Origin of the sequence: Legionella pneumophila subsp. pascullei (genome assembly GCF_900637585.1) — a bacterium.
GTDB classification, from domain to species: domain Bacteria; phylum Pseudomonadota; class Gammaproteobacteria; order Legionellales; family Legionellaceae; genus Legionella; species Legionella pascullei.
Genome location: NZ_LR134380.1, coordinates 2132761 through 2148164 on the forward strand (window position 1 = coordinate 2132761; position 15404 = coordinate 2148164).

Sequence of the window (15404 nt, forward strand, 5' to 3'; positions counted from 1 at the left end):
AATTAGATATTGATGTACAAAATATCGCCAATTGATGTTTTTTAAATCACTTGAATATAGACACATTCAAATATATATGCAACATGATAAAAATACCGTTATTAGTATATTTCATCATTAACTACTCCATTAACCGGTTACACTTGCAAAAAAACCTACATACAGAAATAATAAATTCTTACGTTTATATGCAAATTGATGACAAGTTACCTTAAAAGGAACCCATAGAATGGAGTTAACTACAGTCGAGAACCAACTATTTCGAAGTTCCAAAGCGACTCTGGCTCTGGTTACTGTTCTGGTGGGAATCGGTTCCGGTTTTTTAGGCATGTGCCTGGCCATGTTGCTCCATTATCTTCAGCATATTGCTTATGGTTACAGTCCTCTTCATATCATAAGTAATGAAACTTTTCTGGAGGGGGTTAGAGCCTCTTCAGCTGAGCGAAGAATAAGCATACTATTCCTTTGTGGCTTAATTGCAGGCGTAGGATGGTGGGCACTTTATCGCTTTGGTAAACCATTAGTCAGTATTGCATCAGCAATAAAATCAGGTAAACCTATGCCCGCGCTCAGTACCTTCATTCATGCTTTTTTGCAAATCATAACAATTGCCTTGGGTTCGCCTCTGGGACGGGAGGTGGCTCCCCGTGAGGTAAGCTCTGTCTTTGCTTACTGGCTATCTGGCAAGGCAGGATTAACTCCTGAGGAAAGCAAGATTATGCTGGCATGTGGAGCTGGTGCGGGCCTGGCTGCCGTTTATAATGTGCCTTTAGGCGGGGCTGTTTTTGTTTTGGAAGTGCTGCTATGCACTTCCAATTGGACTATCTTGCTCCCCGCATTATCTTCTTCTGCTATAGCAGTTCTGGTGTCGTGGTGGGGCTTGGGAAATGAGTCGATTTATCAGCTACCTGAATTTTCATTAAGTGCGCCTTTAATTATTTGGTCTATTCTTGCCAGTCCGGTGTTAGGCTTTTTTGCCTTTTGGTTTATTCAAATTGCCACAGTACAACGCAGCAAAGCAATGCATAACTGGCAAATGATATTAGCTTGTTTAATTAATTTTTTAATCATTGGTTTATTTGCAGTTTATTTTCCTTCTTTACTGGGTAACGGCAAAAGCCCTGCAGAAATGGAGTTTGATCAATCAGTAGGAATTGGTTTAAGTATTTTATTATTTCTGTTGAGGAATGTCTTCGTTTGGTCAAGCTTACGTGCAGGAGCTCAAGGAGGCTTATTAACACCATCACTGGCTAATGGTGCCTTGCTAGGAGCTGTTCTTGGTGGAATCTGGAATTTGTATTTCCCGCCCCTCCCCATCCATGCCTTTGCAGTGATTGGTGCAACTGCTTTTCTTGCTGCGGCACAAAAGATGCCTTTAACTGCGATTATCCTCATTTTCGAATTTACCAGGATTAATTTTATCTTTCTTATCCCTATCATGCTTGCTGTTTCCATCTCTATGGGTATGTGCCAGTTAACCAAGAACTATTACATTAAATATAAAGTATGATTGTTAGTAATTAGTTGGATCGAGGCGCCAAATATTGGGCATAATGATCAAAATAAATCATCATGATGCTATACTTATTAATGTAATATGATGAAAAGGAAGTTCACTATGCCTAAGAAATTTACTAGAAAAATACCACTTATTTCTAGAGAAGAGTGTTTAGCTTTATTACCTGGGTACAGCATCAATGCGATGAACCTTCTAAAACGAGGGAACCACACACCCTATTATGAAGAAATTGAATCCTTATCAAAAATTTTTGTTAGCTTAGTCACTCATTATTCGGAACCAATAGAATCAATTATCAATTGCATGGAAAACGCAATGTATAGCGCCTATAAAGAAGAAATAGATAAAATCGAGCATGAAATTCAACGCCTGTTTAAGATAAGAAAAAACACACCGATTCATTCTCTATTTGGCGAAAGAGAAATTGAAAAATTGACTATACAGATTTCAGAATTAGAAAAATGCAAATCAGTACCTGTTAAGGAAATTATTCAAGGAGTGATCTACGATACCTTAGACAAGGCAAGCCAGTCTCTAGCGGATAGAATGCCGGCAAATTATAAACTGCAAGAATATGAGAGTCGAGGCAATCCTTTTCAATAAGATTAGGAGTTATGTTAAATAAAACGTAACTAATCGCTTAAAATCCAATGTATTCTCATATCACTTTCATACATTAGCCCTTACAAGTTTGCTGTTTCAATTAATAATGAATCACACTTTGATCGTGTTTTTATAAAAGAAAGGAAATCTAATGTGACAAAACTGTTTAGAAATAATGGAATGCCATATAGAATATCATCCAGGATCCGGTGATATAACGAATTATAAATTGACATAAAACAGTTTTTACAGGTAATCAAATGACACTTTGCCCCTGTGGTTCACAAAATAAATACGAGGAATGTTGTGGGATTTATCTGGAAAGCAAGAAAGCTCCTGAAACACCAGAGCAATTAATGCGTTCAAGATATACTGCCTATTCACTTGCAAAAATCGATTATATTAAACAGACCATGAAAGGCAAACCACTAATTGCTTTCAACGAATCAGAAGCAAAACAGTGGGCCCTAAATGTCTCCTGGCTGGGTTTAAAAATCATTCAAAGTTACATGGAGTGTTCAGATAAAGGGTTTGTTGAATTTATAGCAACCTTTCTTGACGGAAATCAGCTGAAACATATTCATGAATTAAGTGAGTTTCAAAAGGATAATTCCGTTTGGTTTTATGTCGATGGTGAAGACAAACAGTTATCAAATAAACAAAATAAGCAAAAGATAGGCCGCAACAGCCCATGTCCATGTGGAAGCGGTAAAAAATTTAAAAACTGTCATGAAAAATGAATTAATCTCAAGGTAGCAGATGAACGGTCACTTACTCCTCAATGTTTTCATTTTCCTTGCTGCTGCCAGCATTATGGTTCCACTGGCCAGCCGATTTAGACTCGGTTCTGTGATTGGTTATCTTACGGTAGGGATGCTCATTGGCCCTTTTGGATTGAAATTAATAGGCAATGCCGAACAAATTATGCACTTTGCAGAATTTGGAGTAGTCATGATGCTATTCTTGATTGGTTTGGAATTAGAACCAATCATGCTATGGAAGCTGAGAAAATTAATAGTTGGATTAGGTGGCTTACAAGTATTGTTAACAACAAGCGCTCTTTCTTCAGCCGCTATTATGATGGGGTACAATTGGCGAGCCAGTCTAGCGGTCAGTATGGCACTTGCCCTGTCTTCAACTGCTTTAGTCTTGCAAATGCTCCAGGAGAAAAATCTTTTGAAAACAGCAGAGGGTGAAACTTCTTTTGCTGTGCTTTTATTTCAGGATATTGCAGTCATACCGATATTGGTGATTTTGCCTTTATTGGGCAACCACCATGGAGTTAATGCAGCTATTAACCCTCATACGGCTACCGCTATTGCCCAACTACCCAAGTGGCTTCATGCCATTGTCGTTGCTGGCATTATCGGTGGTGTTATCTTGGCAGGCCACTACTTATCGAGATACTTGTTCTTAATCATTGCAAAAACGAATATCCGTGAAGTATTTACCGCATTTTCCCTGTCCCTAGTCGTTGGAATTACCTTATTAATGGAAACAATTGGGGTATCTCCTGCTTTGGGAGCTTTTATCGCGGGGATGGTTTTAGCTAACTCTCAATATAAACGGACCGTAGAAGCTGATATTCAACCCTTTAAAGGACTGCTCCTTGGATTATTTTTCATCTCAGTAGGTATGGGTATCAACTTCAATCTACTCTTCAATCAAATGACTATAATCATCCCTGTCGTACTTGGGTTGATTACCATTAAAGCATTGATTCTCTTTACACTCGGCAAGATATTTCAACTCACTAAAATCCAGGCACTTGGATTCGCCTTGGGTTTATCACAAGGAGGAGAATTTGCCTTTGTCCTCTTTCAATACTCAAGTACCTTGAAAGTAGTCAGCCCGGAAATAAGCAGTTTTTTTACCCTGGTAGTCGCTCTATCCATGTTAGCCACACCTTTTTTAATGCTTTTGTATCATCGTTTTATGATGCCCAAATTAATAAGCAAATTACCAGAACGTGAATACGACTCTATCCATGAAAAAAATAATATTATTATCGCGGGTTATGGCCGTTTTGGCCAGATAATTGGTCGCTTTCTTAGTGGTGAAAATATCAAGGTAACAGTTTTGGAAAAAAATCCAGAACAAATTGAATTATTAAGAAAATTTGGCTACACCGGATATTTTGGTGATGCGAATCGACTGGATCTGTTAAAAAGCGCAGGAGCAGCTCATGCCCAGTTGCTCATAGTCACTGTTGGAAATCCGGACACCAACTTGGAAATTGTGAAATTAGCTAAAGAAGAATTTCCTCAATTGAAAATTTTTGCCCGAGCAAGAAATAGACGGCATGCCTACGAGTTACATAAAGCAGGGGTTCATTATTTCAAAAGAGAATTATTTGACTCTTCGTTAACCATGACCAAGGAAATTTTAAAATTTCTTGGTTATAAACCTGAAGAAATTGAGAAAAAAGCCAATGCTTTCCAAAAGCATGATGAAGAAACGTTGATTAAATCTTTTGACTTTTTTGAGGAAGAAGCCAGCCTCATCAATTTCTCACGTCAGGCAAAAGGAGAATTAGAGCGTATTTTACAAAATAATAATCCATAATCAAACCATAAAGGGTATGATCTCTCATTAATGCACAAACATCTCTTATCTCACCCTGAAATTACCTATTTAATATCATGTAAATATTAATATTTATAATTAATTCAAGTATATTTCTTTCCTAAATTAATTTAAGTGAAGAGAATAAGGCGAAAAGTATGCAACCTAAATTTGAATTGTTTGATGAGTTACCTTTGGAACTCCAAATCAAAACAGCACAAAATTTATCAAGCCCAGATTTAATAAGCTTTTCTATGAGATCAAAAGTTCATTTCGCTTTGTTTAAACCCATGATTGATGTTTATAAATTATTGTATTACGTGGCGCGCGGGAACCATGATGCAGTTAAAGCGATATTAAAAGAAGACATGAGTTTAATGTTTAAAAGGGGCAAGGTAACCGATTGCTCCGGGCGAACCTTTGATAACGTCAGTAGCTTTGAGTATGCGCTTTGGGCCCTGGATAAACACATGTGGGCATTGATGCTTGAGTGCATACCGCAGAATGAAGAGGGCCAGATAGTGTTCTCAAAATTACTTATTCAATACAACCTAATCAACACAGATGGTATTACTTATATACTTAATGGGGAAAAAGTCACTGAAAAACATTTTGATTTTGAAAGTACCATCATCAAAGAGTTGCAAACCCAACTGGACTTGCTAAACGCACCAGGGGCAAAGGATTGGGATGTCATTGATAAGCAGTGGAGAGAAGGTCTTGGCGGCGCACAGAAGCTGCTGCCTGTGCACGTTGTTGATGAGTACTGCTCCAATGAACCTTTTTCTCCGATTCCAAAATTTACCGATCGACCGAAATCATCAAGGCAGTTTTATAATTGTATGACTGGTAAGCTTGAAAGTTGGTTCGATCTTAATTCTAAGTTAGGCTCTGGTTTTGCAATATATAAGGGGGCATCTTTAGCTCCGAGTGCAGAGGAGTACGGGCATGTGCAACGGTGTTGTCTTTGGGCTCGAGTGGGTGATTTGCCTGCCATTGAGGCGTTATGTGAAGCAAGAACAAAAGATTTTATCAATCTAAAATCACAACTTAAAGAGCATATGACTGTAGTTAGTCAACCCCAAGCCCATCAAATATGACCTGTTTGATAATATTTTGATACAAGTCTAATACCTAAAATTACCTATCAAGTGAGCCTTTGTATCTTGGCTAAGGCTCTGTTTGATGAGCAGTTTAATTGGTTCAGAACTTCCTCGATTAAATGGCTATTCCGCACAATTGACTTATTATTTGTAGTAAATTTTACATTAATTCGAGGTCATACCCATCATAAAGGTCTATACTTCCATATAATCATCTTGAAATGGCTTTCATTATGATAAAACAATTACAACAAGCATTAAGTGATATTCTTTTAGGAAAAGAAGAAATCATCAGATTGGGTATCACCTGTTTATTAGCCAATGGTCACCTGCTTCTTGAAGACAACCCGGGTATGGGAAAAACAACATTTAGTCATGCGTTGGCTCAACTGACTGGTATGCAATACAGGCGGATACAATTTACCAGCGACCTTTTGCCTAGTGATCTTTTGGGAGTATCTATTTATGATCACCAACGCAACGTCTTTCAATTTCATAAGGGTCCTATATTCTCGCAATTAATTCTCGCTGACGAAATAAACAGGGCCACACCTAAGACTCAAAGCGCCTTATTAGAAGCAATGGAAGAGAAGCAAGTTACTACTGATATAGGCACAGAAGCTCTCCCCCAACCATTTTTTGTTATTGCTACTCAAAATCCGTCCTGCCATACTGGAACTTATCCTTTGCCTGAATCGCAATTGGATCGATTTCTGATGCGCCTGGTCATTGGCTACCCACCGCCAGATGCGGAACGTATGCTTTTAAAATCATCAAACCTGAATACGAAATTAAAGGAGCTAACTCCTGTCATTACTCCACAGCAATTACAAATTTTACAGCGAGAGAGTCAAAAAGTTCTAGTTTCTGAATTAGTGCTTGATTATGTTCAATCTCTTCTGGATGCCAGTAGAAATCAGGGTTGGTTCAATCATGGATTAAGCCCAAGAGCCGGAATGGGATTGGTACATGCCGCACAAGCCTTTGCCAGAACTGATGATAGAGATTTTGTCCGACCTGATGATATTCAAGCAGTGATGCCTGCGGTTGTGAATCATCGTTTAATCATTAAAAAATCACAAACTCAATTATCTGCAGCCGAGCTATTAATGAGTGAAATTGAGGTTCCCGTGTGATAAGACAAATCAAAACAAAAATTGAGGCTTATTGGGAAAACTGGATTTCTAAACGAGCCTCTAAAACCAACCCCCAAATTCTTGGTTCGAAAAATATTTATATTATACCCTCTGGATTTGGATGGGCCTATGGCGTGGTTGTACTGTCCCTGTTTTCTGGCGCAATCAACTATCAAATTAGCACTGTTTTTTTAATAACTTTTCTTTTAGCAATTATAGGTCTTATAAGTGCCTGGGAAGCCCATACCAATCTTAAAGGGTTATCCATTAGATTGGTATCAGTTGAAGACACGTATGAAGGAACTCCTGTCCAGGTTAGTTTATTGATTCAATCAAATAATGGAATTCATTTTGGACTAGAGCTTCGACTCAATAATCAATCAGTAACACGATTAGAAAAAATTCCTCCGCAAGGTTTGCGATTTATTTTACCTCTGGCAACAACTCGAAGAGGATGTTATACCCTGCCCAAAATCACCATTTCCAGTGTCTATCCTTTTGGCCTGTTTCAGGTATGGGGGTATGCCAATTTTGATAGCAATTATTATGTTTATCCTCAACCTGTTAATCCCGGTTTTTGGCCCATGCCCTTTTATCATCAGAATAAAATGAAAACAGACACTCATGGAGATAATGAATTTTATGACTTAAAGCAGGCGGAAAATCCCTGGATTCAGCCTAACCTTATCGCATGGAAAATTGCAGCAAAAGGACAAGGCTGGTATTTGAAAACGATGGACCGTGATGAAGAAATGTATTGGCTTTTTACATTAAATGATTTACCCATTGAAAAACTGGAAGAAAAATTGAAGCACTTGAGCTATTGGTTAGTCACCGCCGAATCCCAAGGTCAGTTTTACAATCTGGATTTGGGAAAAAATCCAAATGAATTTTCCCATGGTGAAGAACATCTTCGATATTGCTTACGTCAATTGGCGGTTTATTGATGGATTTCACGGCCAAACAACATACTCTTCTGATAACAACCAGATATGTTCTTTTGGTCATGTTGATATGTTACTTTCCTCATTTTCTAACTGCACCTTGGTGGATTGTTATCCTTATCTTAGCGTCAATAAGCTACAAATTGATATCGGATTACTTTGCCTATCCACCACTTGACAAGCGGATACGCTTTATTGTGGTTATTAGCTGCTTTTTTCTATTAAAATTTCAATACGGCAGCATTGTTTCCAGTAGTTTTTTTATCGGCTTTTTACTTGCTTTTATTGGACTAAAAACCATAGAAATTCATAATGACAGAGATATAAAAATATTAATACTGTGCAATTTTTATCTTATCTTTGCCGCTTTAATTATGGTGCAGGAACTATGGATTATAACCTATTTACTGATTGCAATTCTGGCCAATCTCACTCTGATGTTAAAATTGAATGCTCCTCAATCCTCATTAAGACAAATTAGTGGCCACAGTATGAAACTATTACTTGTTGCGACACCATTAACAGTCTTTCTTTTCTACTTTTTTCCGCGTATAGCCAATCCGCTTTGGCAGGTACCTTCCTTGGGTAAAGGCCACACTGGATTTAGCGAATGGATGGAACCAGGATCGGTTGCGAATCGTCTAAATGATGACAGAACTGCTTTACGGGTTATATTTAAAAATAAAGCCATACTAAATGGCTATTGGCGAGGATTAACTTTAAGTATTTATAATGGTATAAGCTGGAATCCTGCCTGGAATGTCTCATCAAAGTTCCCACCATTACAGGAGTTAGCTGCTTCTGATGCCGGAGATTATGAGGTCATTATAGAGCCCCATCAAAAAAAGTGGCTGTTTTATCTTGATTATCCCATTGCAGGCTATCCTCAACTCTTATTTTCTCCTAATTTTGGTTTGGTTAGTCAAAATAAAGACATCATTACCCAACGTTTTGCTTATGCTTTGCGAATTAGCTCCTCCTCTTACTCCCCATTGACTCAGAAAGATTGGATACTCAATACCCGATTACCAAACCATTTAAATCCCAGAATTACACTCTGGGCAAAACAACAATTTGCTGAAGTAAATTACGACACCAAAGCCTTTATAGAATTCATCAGGAATTACATAAAAGAGGAATCTTACTGGTATACCTTAACTCCTCCAAAACTGGAGAATCAAAATGACCAAATGGATTATTTCTGGTTTGACTCCAGAAAAGGATTTTGTGAGCATTATGCAAGCGCAGTAACTGTTATATTACGAGCCGTTGGCATCCCAGCCCGGGTTATTGTTGGTTATCAAGGAGGAGAATGGAATCCACTGGCGAGCTATTTAACTATAAAACAATATGATGCTCACGCCTGGTTAGAGTATTGGCAAAAAGAATCTGGCTGGAATCAACTGGATCCCACTTCGTTTATTTCCCCCTCTCGCATAGAGCCTTCTATTCTTGCCATGCAGGCTGCACGTGCCAAACAACAATTAATAATTGATCCCTCAAGATTAACCTGGCTTCAGAAACTCAAATTATATATGGAATCAACCCGCTTTTTCATCGAGCGTTGGCTGCTATTTTACAATCAGGATACCCAATATGAATTATTGGAAAAAATCGGATTAAGACACTGGGATGCCTCTAATCTATTGCTAATCATCATAATTTCTCTGGTTTTATTTATAATTTCCCTAGGCGCTTGTTATCAATGGAGGCAAAAAAGGATATTAGATCCCTTAGTACATGAATACCATCTTTTACAAAAAGAATTTTGCCGCTTCAATATTGCAACTCAACCGCCCACTACTTTGAATCAACAATGTAAAATTTTAATCAATAAAGTTCCCAAGCTGGAAGAAACCATCACTACCTTTCTTTGTCATTATGAAAAACTGCGTTTGCAAGATCGTAATAGCAAAGCAAAAGAAAATAAAAAACAAACGATTTTATTGTTTAAAAATCTGAGATGGATATTAAAACAAATAAAAACCTAAACGTGATAAGATGCTTATGCAAAATCCCAAGGTTCTGTAAGTCCTGTTTGATATAACGGTTGCATTATTGAGCCTCAAGGTGATTAAATAGACAACATTCATCAAAATAAGATTTTCAATAATGGTTCACTTTCAAAAAATTACTGTCCAAACTTTTTTAAAAGACTATTGGCAAAAACAACCACTGGTCATTCGTCAAGCCTTACCTGATTTTATTAATCCACTGACACCGGATGAGTTGGCAGGACTTGCTCTTGAGGAAGAAATAGAAAGTCGCCTGGTCTATGAAACCCCCGAGCATTCCCCACAGTGGAATTTAAAAAGAGGTCCATTTAAAGAATCTGATTTAATTGACTTACCTAAAAGTCACTGGACTCTATTAGTACAAGGAGTAGACCGTATTGTTCCAGAGGTCTATGAGTTACTTGATCATTTCAATTTTATTCCGCAATGGCGAGTTGATGATGTGATGATTAGCTATGCCACTCTACATGGAAGTGTTGGCCCGCATTACGATAATTATGATGTTTTCTTGTACCAGGCTAAAGGTCGACGACTATGGTCATTAACCTCAAAGAAGTGCCATACCAACAATTTTATAAAAGGCCTTGAACTACGAATCATGAAAGAATTTGAGGTAGAAGAGCAATTTATTCTGGAAGAAGGCGATATGCTCTATTTACCACCTCATATAGGGCATTATGGTATCTCTCAATCTGAAGAATGTATGACCTACTCTTTTGGCTATAGAAGTTATCAAGGACAAGAACTGTGGGATAGTCTGGGTGATTATTTGTGTGAACATGGTCTGATTAAATTCCTCTATCGAGATCCTGATTGGTCCACTCTTAAAAACACATCGGAAATAACGCCTAATGCATGGGTCAATGCAATACAATTGCTAAGGCAAATCCTGGAAAATGATAACATCATCAAACCCTGGTTCGGTTGTTTTGCTACAAGCCTTGATCAATCAGCTGAACAACATTTAGCCCTTCCTTTAGAAGAAGATGAATTGCTCAGTTTGGATGAGTTTATAAAAGAGCTGGCTAATCATCAGGGAATAGTAAGAGATGCCTCATGTCGTTTCGCTTATATCATGTCTGAGCAAGAACCCCAGTGTCATTTTTATGTCAATGGGAAACAATGGGACAGCCATGGGGTTTCAACAAGCTTACTCAGTCTTATTGCCAATAATCGTTTCCTGTCTTTAAAAGACTTAAAACCTTATTTAGACAATAAAAATAATCAACTCTTCCTCTATGAATTATGGAAATTACAGTGGTTACAAATTTCTCATGACCAGTGATTTAACTTATAAATATCTCGAATAAAATCTATCCTCAATAGGTAGACAAAACAGAGTTTTCTAATTAGTTTATCAGGTCATTAATAAATGAATATACAGGATAAAAGATGTGGCCCTTTTTCAGAAAGGATTTAAGCATAGTATTGTTATCACTAATTTGTTTCAAAAATTTTGCCTCCGATACTATTAATATTACAGTAATTACCAAGGAAAAAAATGCCATTGCTATAGGTTACTCAGTCAATGGAAACCAATATGGAGGTTTGGGTAATTCCTATTCAGGAAAGGGACCTAAAAATAAGGAGTATCAATTTGGATATAAGAAAGATTCCATTTTTGGAAAAGATATATCTTGTGGCTCAATAACTCTAAATCAAGACAGCAAGGTGACTTTGGTAAATAATAATAATCAATGTTTTAGCGTGTTAGGTTAATTGGGCTAATACATTGGATAATAGGGATTGATTTTGAAAGGCAGATAGTGCCTTTCAAACAATATTCAGCTCAAAATAATCGAATTCAACTCGCAGAAACTCAAATCTGAAATTAAAAGTATATCCTGCTTAAAGCAATCCAGCCCAGCCCTATCCCCTGAACTAGGCTTTTAGGACCTAGAAATACCAAAAAATACAATCAATTGGATAATTTTAAATTCATATAGTATATTTAATATACATGGACAAAACAAGGATAGGCAATGAAAAAAATAATATTGGCCTTAGTTGTTATTTCTGCTGCTGTATTATTGAGTGGCTGTGGAAGCGGATGCTGTGGTTCCAGCAATTCATGTTGCAGTTACAATACAGGATGTTGTGGTGTACAAAATTATTCAGGTATTTGGTATTGATTTACAGTTATAAAAACCAATAGTCTGAAATATGAAAAAAAACAGCTTACTTGCAATCTCGGAAGAAGGGTTTCACCATATTGCTTATACTGAATGGGGTATTTTTGAACCTGAGTTACCCACAGTTATTTGTGTGCATGGCTATACGCGCAATTCCAGGGACTTCGATGAGTTAGCCAATTATCTTAGCTCCACGGGACGTCATGTATTCTGCCCCGATATTGTAGGTCGAGGTGATAGTTCCTGGTTTAAAAATCCCCATCATTACAATTTTACCCAGTATGTAAAGGATATGACTGCTCTTATTGCAAGAACAAATGCGCATCAAATTGATTGGATTGGGACATCGATGGGCGGTATTATTGGCATGATTTTAGCCGCAATGCCCAACTCCCCGATCAATAAACTTGTTCTCAATGACATAGGTCCTCAAATACCTATCCATGGATTAAGAAGAATTGCCAAATATGCTGGTAAAGACCCGGATTTTAAAAGCCTGGAGGAAGCCAAGCAACATTTCAAAACCAGCTATGCTGATTTTGGAATTACCAATGAGAATCAATGGGATATTTTCACTAAAAACAGTGTAGAACAACGAAGCCCTAATCTTTATGTCTCCAAAATGGATCCGGCAATAAAAAAATCAAAATCAATTTTACAAATCATTTCAGAATTTTTTCGTCATCCTCATAAAGCACTGGAAGGTATTTTCTATGACATTGATCTGTGGTCAATTTGGAAACAGATTCAATGCCCGGTTTTAGTTATTCATGGTGTACATTCTGATATCTTGACTTCGGAGATCATCACACAAATGAAAAGAACTCATGCTTTAACTGAAGTTCATGAAGTAGAGAATGCAGGGCACGCACCTGCTCTGTTGAATTTGTCTGAACACAAAAGAATTGAAGATTGGCTTACCACTCATCAATAATAAAAAATTATTACCAGGATTTAAGCAAAACTCCAAGCCCAAGACAACAAATGTTTTTAATGAGAGAGTTTAGATAAACTAAATGACGGAATTAAAAGCCTTTTTAACAAAGAGATTGGAATTTTGCGTCAATCCTGATTATGTTAATTTAAAAAACTGAAATACTTGCCGCTTTAATTGGTTTAAATTAATTCTATGACTAAACAAGGTGATCAAAGCACCCGCCAGAACAAAAACAATACCCAAAGCATGCCAAGGTTTCAATTCCTCACCGAGTAGCACTACGCCAAAGATGACCACAAAAACGGGCTCCAAAACAGACAAGATAGATGCCTTTTCCGAACTGATATACTTCAAGCTGTAAAGCATTAGCAAAATCGGTATGACCGTTGCAATAATGCCTATGCCAAATAAATTCAGCCAAACAGGAAATGTTGTTGGAACTTTAAAGGTATGGCCGAGAGAAGCGACAATCAAACTGGTTACCATACAGCCTAAACATACCATCAGGGTTGATACATTTGGAGAAATTTTATTGTTTTTACTTGAAACAATATAACAGGCATAAAAAAAGGCTGAAGTGATACCCAGAAATATACCCCATAAATCAAATGCGACTTCATTCACATCAATTAACAATGCCATTCCTAATAGGATAACAGATATTGCCAAGTAATATATCTTCGGTATTGTTTGACCATAGAAGAAATAATTTAATACCATAATAATCACTGGATAAGTAAAAAATATCACCATTGACAATCCAGATCCAATATAGAGGGAAGCATAAAAGTATAATAATGTCGATAAACCATAATACAGAACACCACTTAAAAAAGCGGTAAACATAGATTTATAAGTATCTTTAATATTTTTCAATTGAGGAATCAAAACAATCAAAATAAAAACACTGGAAATAAAAAAGCGCCAGAACAACATATTGCTTGCTGATAAATCACCATGAATAGCACTAATCCCAAAATAACCAATAAATCCGTAAAGAAATCCGGATAAAATAGCATAAAAGGAGCCACGTTGTTCTTGGGAGTTCATGATTGGCTTACTCGAAATAAAAGGAATGATCTAACAAGTAAAAAGTCTTATTTTACTACTTTTGTTCTATTTTGAAAATAAATAATCCAAATTTAAATCAAATTGTTAATGATTAACACGTTAACAAGATACTATCCATTGTTCAACAAACCGACATCCCAAAGCGCATCTGTTCAGTTTATTTTTTAAATACACTCTATTGACAGCAAAATATACACAATGTACCATTCGAAAACTTCAATTTTGGCTCTATAAACTAATGTTTCGAGTTTTAGTTTTTCTTTCTTGCATAGTCATTTTGACACCAAACACTATTGCTGAAACTGCCCCCTGTGAAAAACATTCCTGTGTCGCTGTCATTGATGCAGGAAGTACTGGTTCGAGGCTACATATCTATTCTTATGATACGGATGATACTAATACGCCAATTCATATTGATGAAATTTGGAATAAAAAAATTAAACCCGGATTCGCAAGCATACAACCTAATTCTGCAACAATTGATGCCTACCTGACTGCGCTATTGGCTGATGCACCAATCCACAATATACCTGTTTACTTTTATGCAACAGCTGGTATGAGACTACTACCGCAATCACAGCAAAAAAAATACTACGATGAATTAGAATACTGGTTTAGACAACAATCACGATGGCAGTTAGTAGAGGCAAAAACCATCACTGGGAACGATGAAGCATTGTTTGACTGGCTTGCTGTAAATTATAAACTTGATACATTAAAATCAGACCAAAATAAGTCAGTTGGTGTTATGGATATGGGCGGTGCTTCCGTTCAAATTGTCTTTCCAATTCCTAAAAATGCAGAAATTAATAAACATAACCAAGTAGAACTTACTATCTATGGACAACATATCAATCTTTATGTCCATAGTTTCCTGGGGCTAGGTCAAACAGAAATGTCACATCAATTTCTTAATTCACCCTCTTGCTTTGCAAACGACTATCCTTTACCCGACGGGGAATTAGGACAGGGAAATGCCCCATCGTGTAAAGAAGAAGTAACCTCATTAATGAATAGTGTCCATAAGGTAAATCAACAAATACAACCTTTACTTGCTTCAAATCCGGTGAATGAATGGTATAGTATTGGAGGTATTTCCAATCTTGCCAGCAGTCAATTATTTCATTTTGAAAACGGTGAATTAACTAATCAAAGCTTGCTTCAACAAGGAGATAATCAAATTTGCCATCAGCAATGGGAAATACTGAATGCCCAGAATCCTGATGATGAGTATCTCTACCAATATTGTCTTCTGTCTTCTTATTACTACGCATTAATGGTTGATGGTTATGGGATTAATCCCGATCAAACTGTCCATTATATCCCACCGGAGCAAAATCTTGACTGGACAATTGGAGTAGTTCTTCATCACGCTTGAA

At 37.0% G+C, this 15404-nt stretch carries 14 protein-coding genes; 13 read left to right on the forward strand and 1 reads right to left on the reverse strand.

Annotation, left to right across the window (positions count from 1 at the left end; translation table 11 throughout):
* The first annotated feature begins 229 nt into the window (after positions 1–229).
* From EL201_RS09715 to EL201_RS09765, 12 genes are all read left to right on the forward strand, one after another.
* Entirely contained in the window at positions 230–1510 is a 1281-nt protein-coding gene (locus EL201_RS09715) for a chloride channel protein (protein ID WP_027222072.1), read from the forward strand.
* 108 nt (positions 1511–1618) lie between these two features.
* Positions 1619–2122 carry a hypothetical protein gene (locus EL201_RS09720; RefSeq protein ID WP_027222073.1) on the forward strand — a complete coding sequence of 168 codons (504 nt, stop codon included), beginning with the start codon at positions 1619–1621 and terminating at the stop codon, positions 2120–2122.
* Between the two features lie 260 nt (positions 2123–2382).
* Complete coding sequence (locus EL201_RS09725) at positions 2383–2862, forward strand: YchJ family protein (RefSeq protein WP_027222074.1); 480 nt, start codon at positions 2383–2385, stop codon at positions 2860–2862.
* 19 nt (positions 2863–2881) lie between these two features.
* A complete protein-coding gene (locus tag EL201_RS09730; RefSeq protein WP_027222075.1) occupies positions 2882–4687 on the forward strand; it encodes a monovalent cation:proton antiporter-2 (CPA2) family protein in 1806 nt (601 codons plus the stop codon).
* Positions 4688–4845: 158 nt separating this feature from the next.
* A complete protein-coding gene (locus tag EL201_RS09735; RefSeq protein WP_027222076.1) occupies positions 4846–5787 on the forward strand; it encodes a hypothetical protein in 942 nt (313 codons plus the stop codon).
* 236 nt (positions 5788–6023) lie between these two features.
* Positions 6024–6926, forward strand: a complete 903-nt coding sequence (locus EL201_RS09740; protein ID WP_032828855.1) for an AAA family ATPase — start codon at positions 6024–6026, stop codon at positions 6924–6926.
* Entirely contained in the window at positions 6923–7873 is a 951-nt protein-coding gene (locus EL201_RS09745; RefSeq protein ID WP_027222078.1) for a membrane protein, read from the forward strand. Before EL201_RS09740 ends, EL201_RS09745 begins: the two co-directional genes overlap by 4 nt.
* Positions 7873–9861, forward strand: a complete 1989-nt coding sequence (locus EL201_RS09750; RefSeq protein WP_027222079.1) for a transglutaminase TgpA family protein — start codon at positions 7873–7875, stop codon at positions 9859–9861. The genes EL201_RS09745 and EL201_RS09750 overlap by 1 nt, the downstream gene beginning before the upstream one ends.
* 121 nt (positions 9862–9982) lie before the next feature.
* A complete protein-coding gene (locus tag EL201_RS09755; RefSeq protein ID WP_027222080.1) occupies positions 9983–11170 on the forward strand; it encodes a JmjC domain-containing protein in 1188 nt (395 codons plus the stop codon).
* A gap of 107 nt (positions 11171–11277) precedes the next feature.
* Complete coding sequence (locus EL201_RS09760) at positions 11278–11604, forward strand: hypothetical protein (protein ID WP_027222081.1); 327 nt, start codon at positions 11278–11280, stop codon at positions 11602–11604.
* A gap of 263 nt (positions 11605–11867) precedes the next feature.
* The gene (locus EL201_RS15685) at positions 11868–12017 is read left to right on the forward strand and encodes a hypothetical protein (protein WP_165481395.1); all 150 of its coding nucleotides are present in this window, start codon (positions 11868–11870) and stop codon (positions 12015–12017) included.
* A gap of 31 nt (positions 12018–12048) precedes the next feature.
* Positions 12049–12951 (forward strand): alpha/beta fold hydrolase, encoded by a 903-nt coding sequence (locus tag EL201_RS09765; protein WP_027222082.1) that lies wholly within the window; start codon positions 12049–12051, stop codon positions 12949–12951.
* Between the two features lie 138 nt (positions 12952–13089).
* On the opposite strand, the gene EL201_RS09770 is transcribed toward EL201_RS09765, so the two are convergent.
* Positions 13090–14004, reverse strand: coding sequence for a DMT family transporter (locus tag EL201_RS09770; RefSeq protein ID WP_027222083.1), 915 nt, complete (start codon positions 14002–14004; stop codon positions 13090–13092).
* A 259-nt stretch (positions 14005–14263) separates the two neighbouring features.
* Between EL201_RS09770 and EL201_RS09775 the strand changes: the two genes are divergently transcribed.
* On the forward strand, positions 14264–15403 hold the full coding sequence (locus EL201_RS09775; RefSeq protein WP_027222084.1) for an acetate and sugar kinases/Hsc70/actin family protein: 1140 nt from the start codon (positions 14264–14266) through the stop codon (positions 15401–15403).
* The last annotated feature ends 1 nt before the right edge of the window (position 15404 follow it).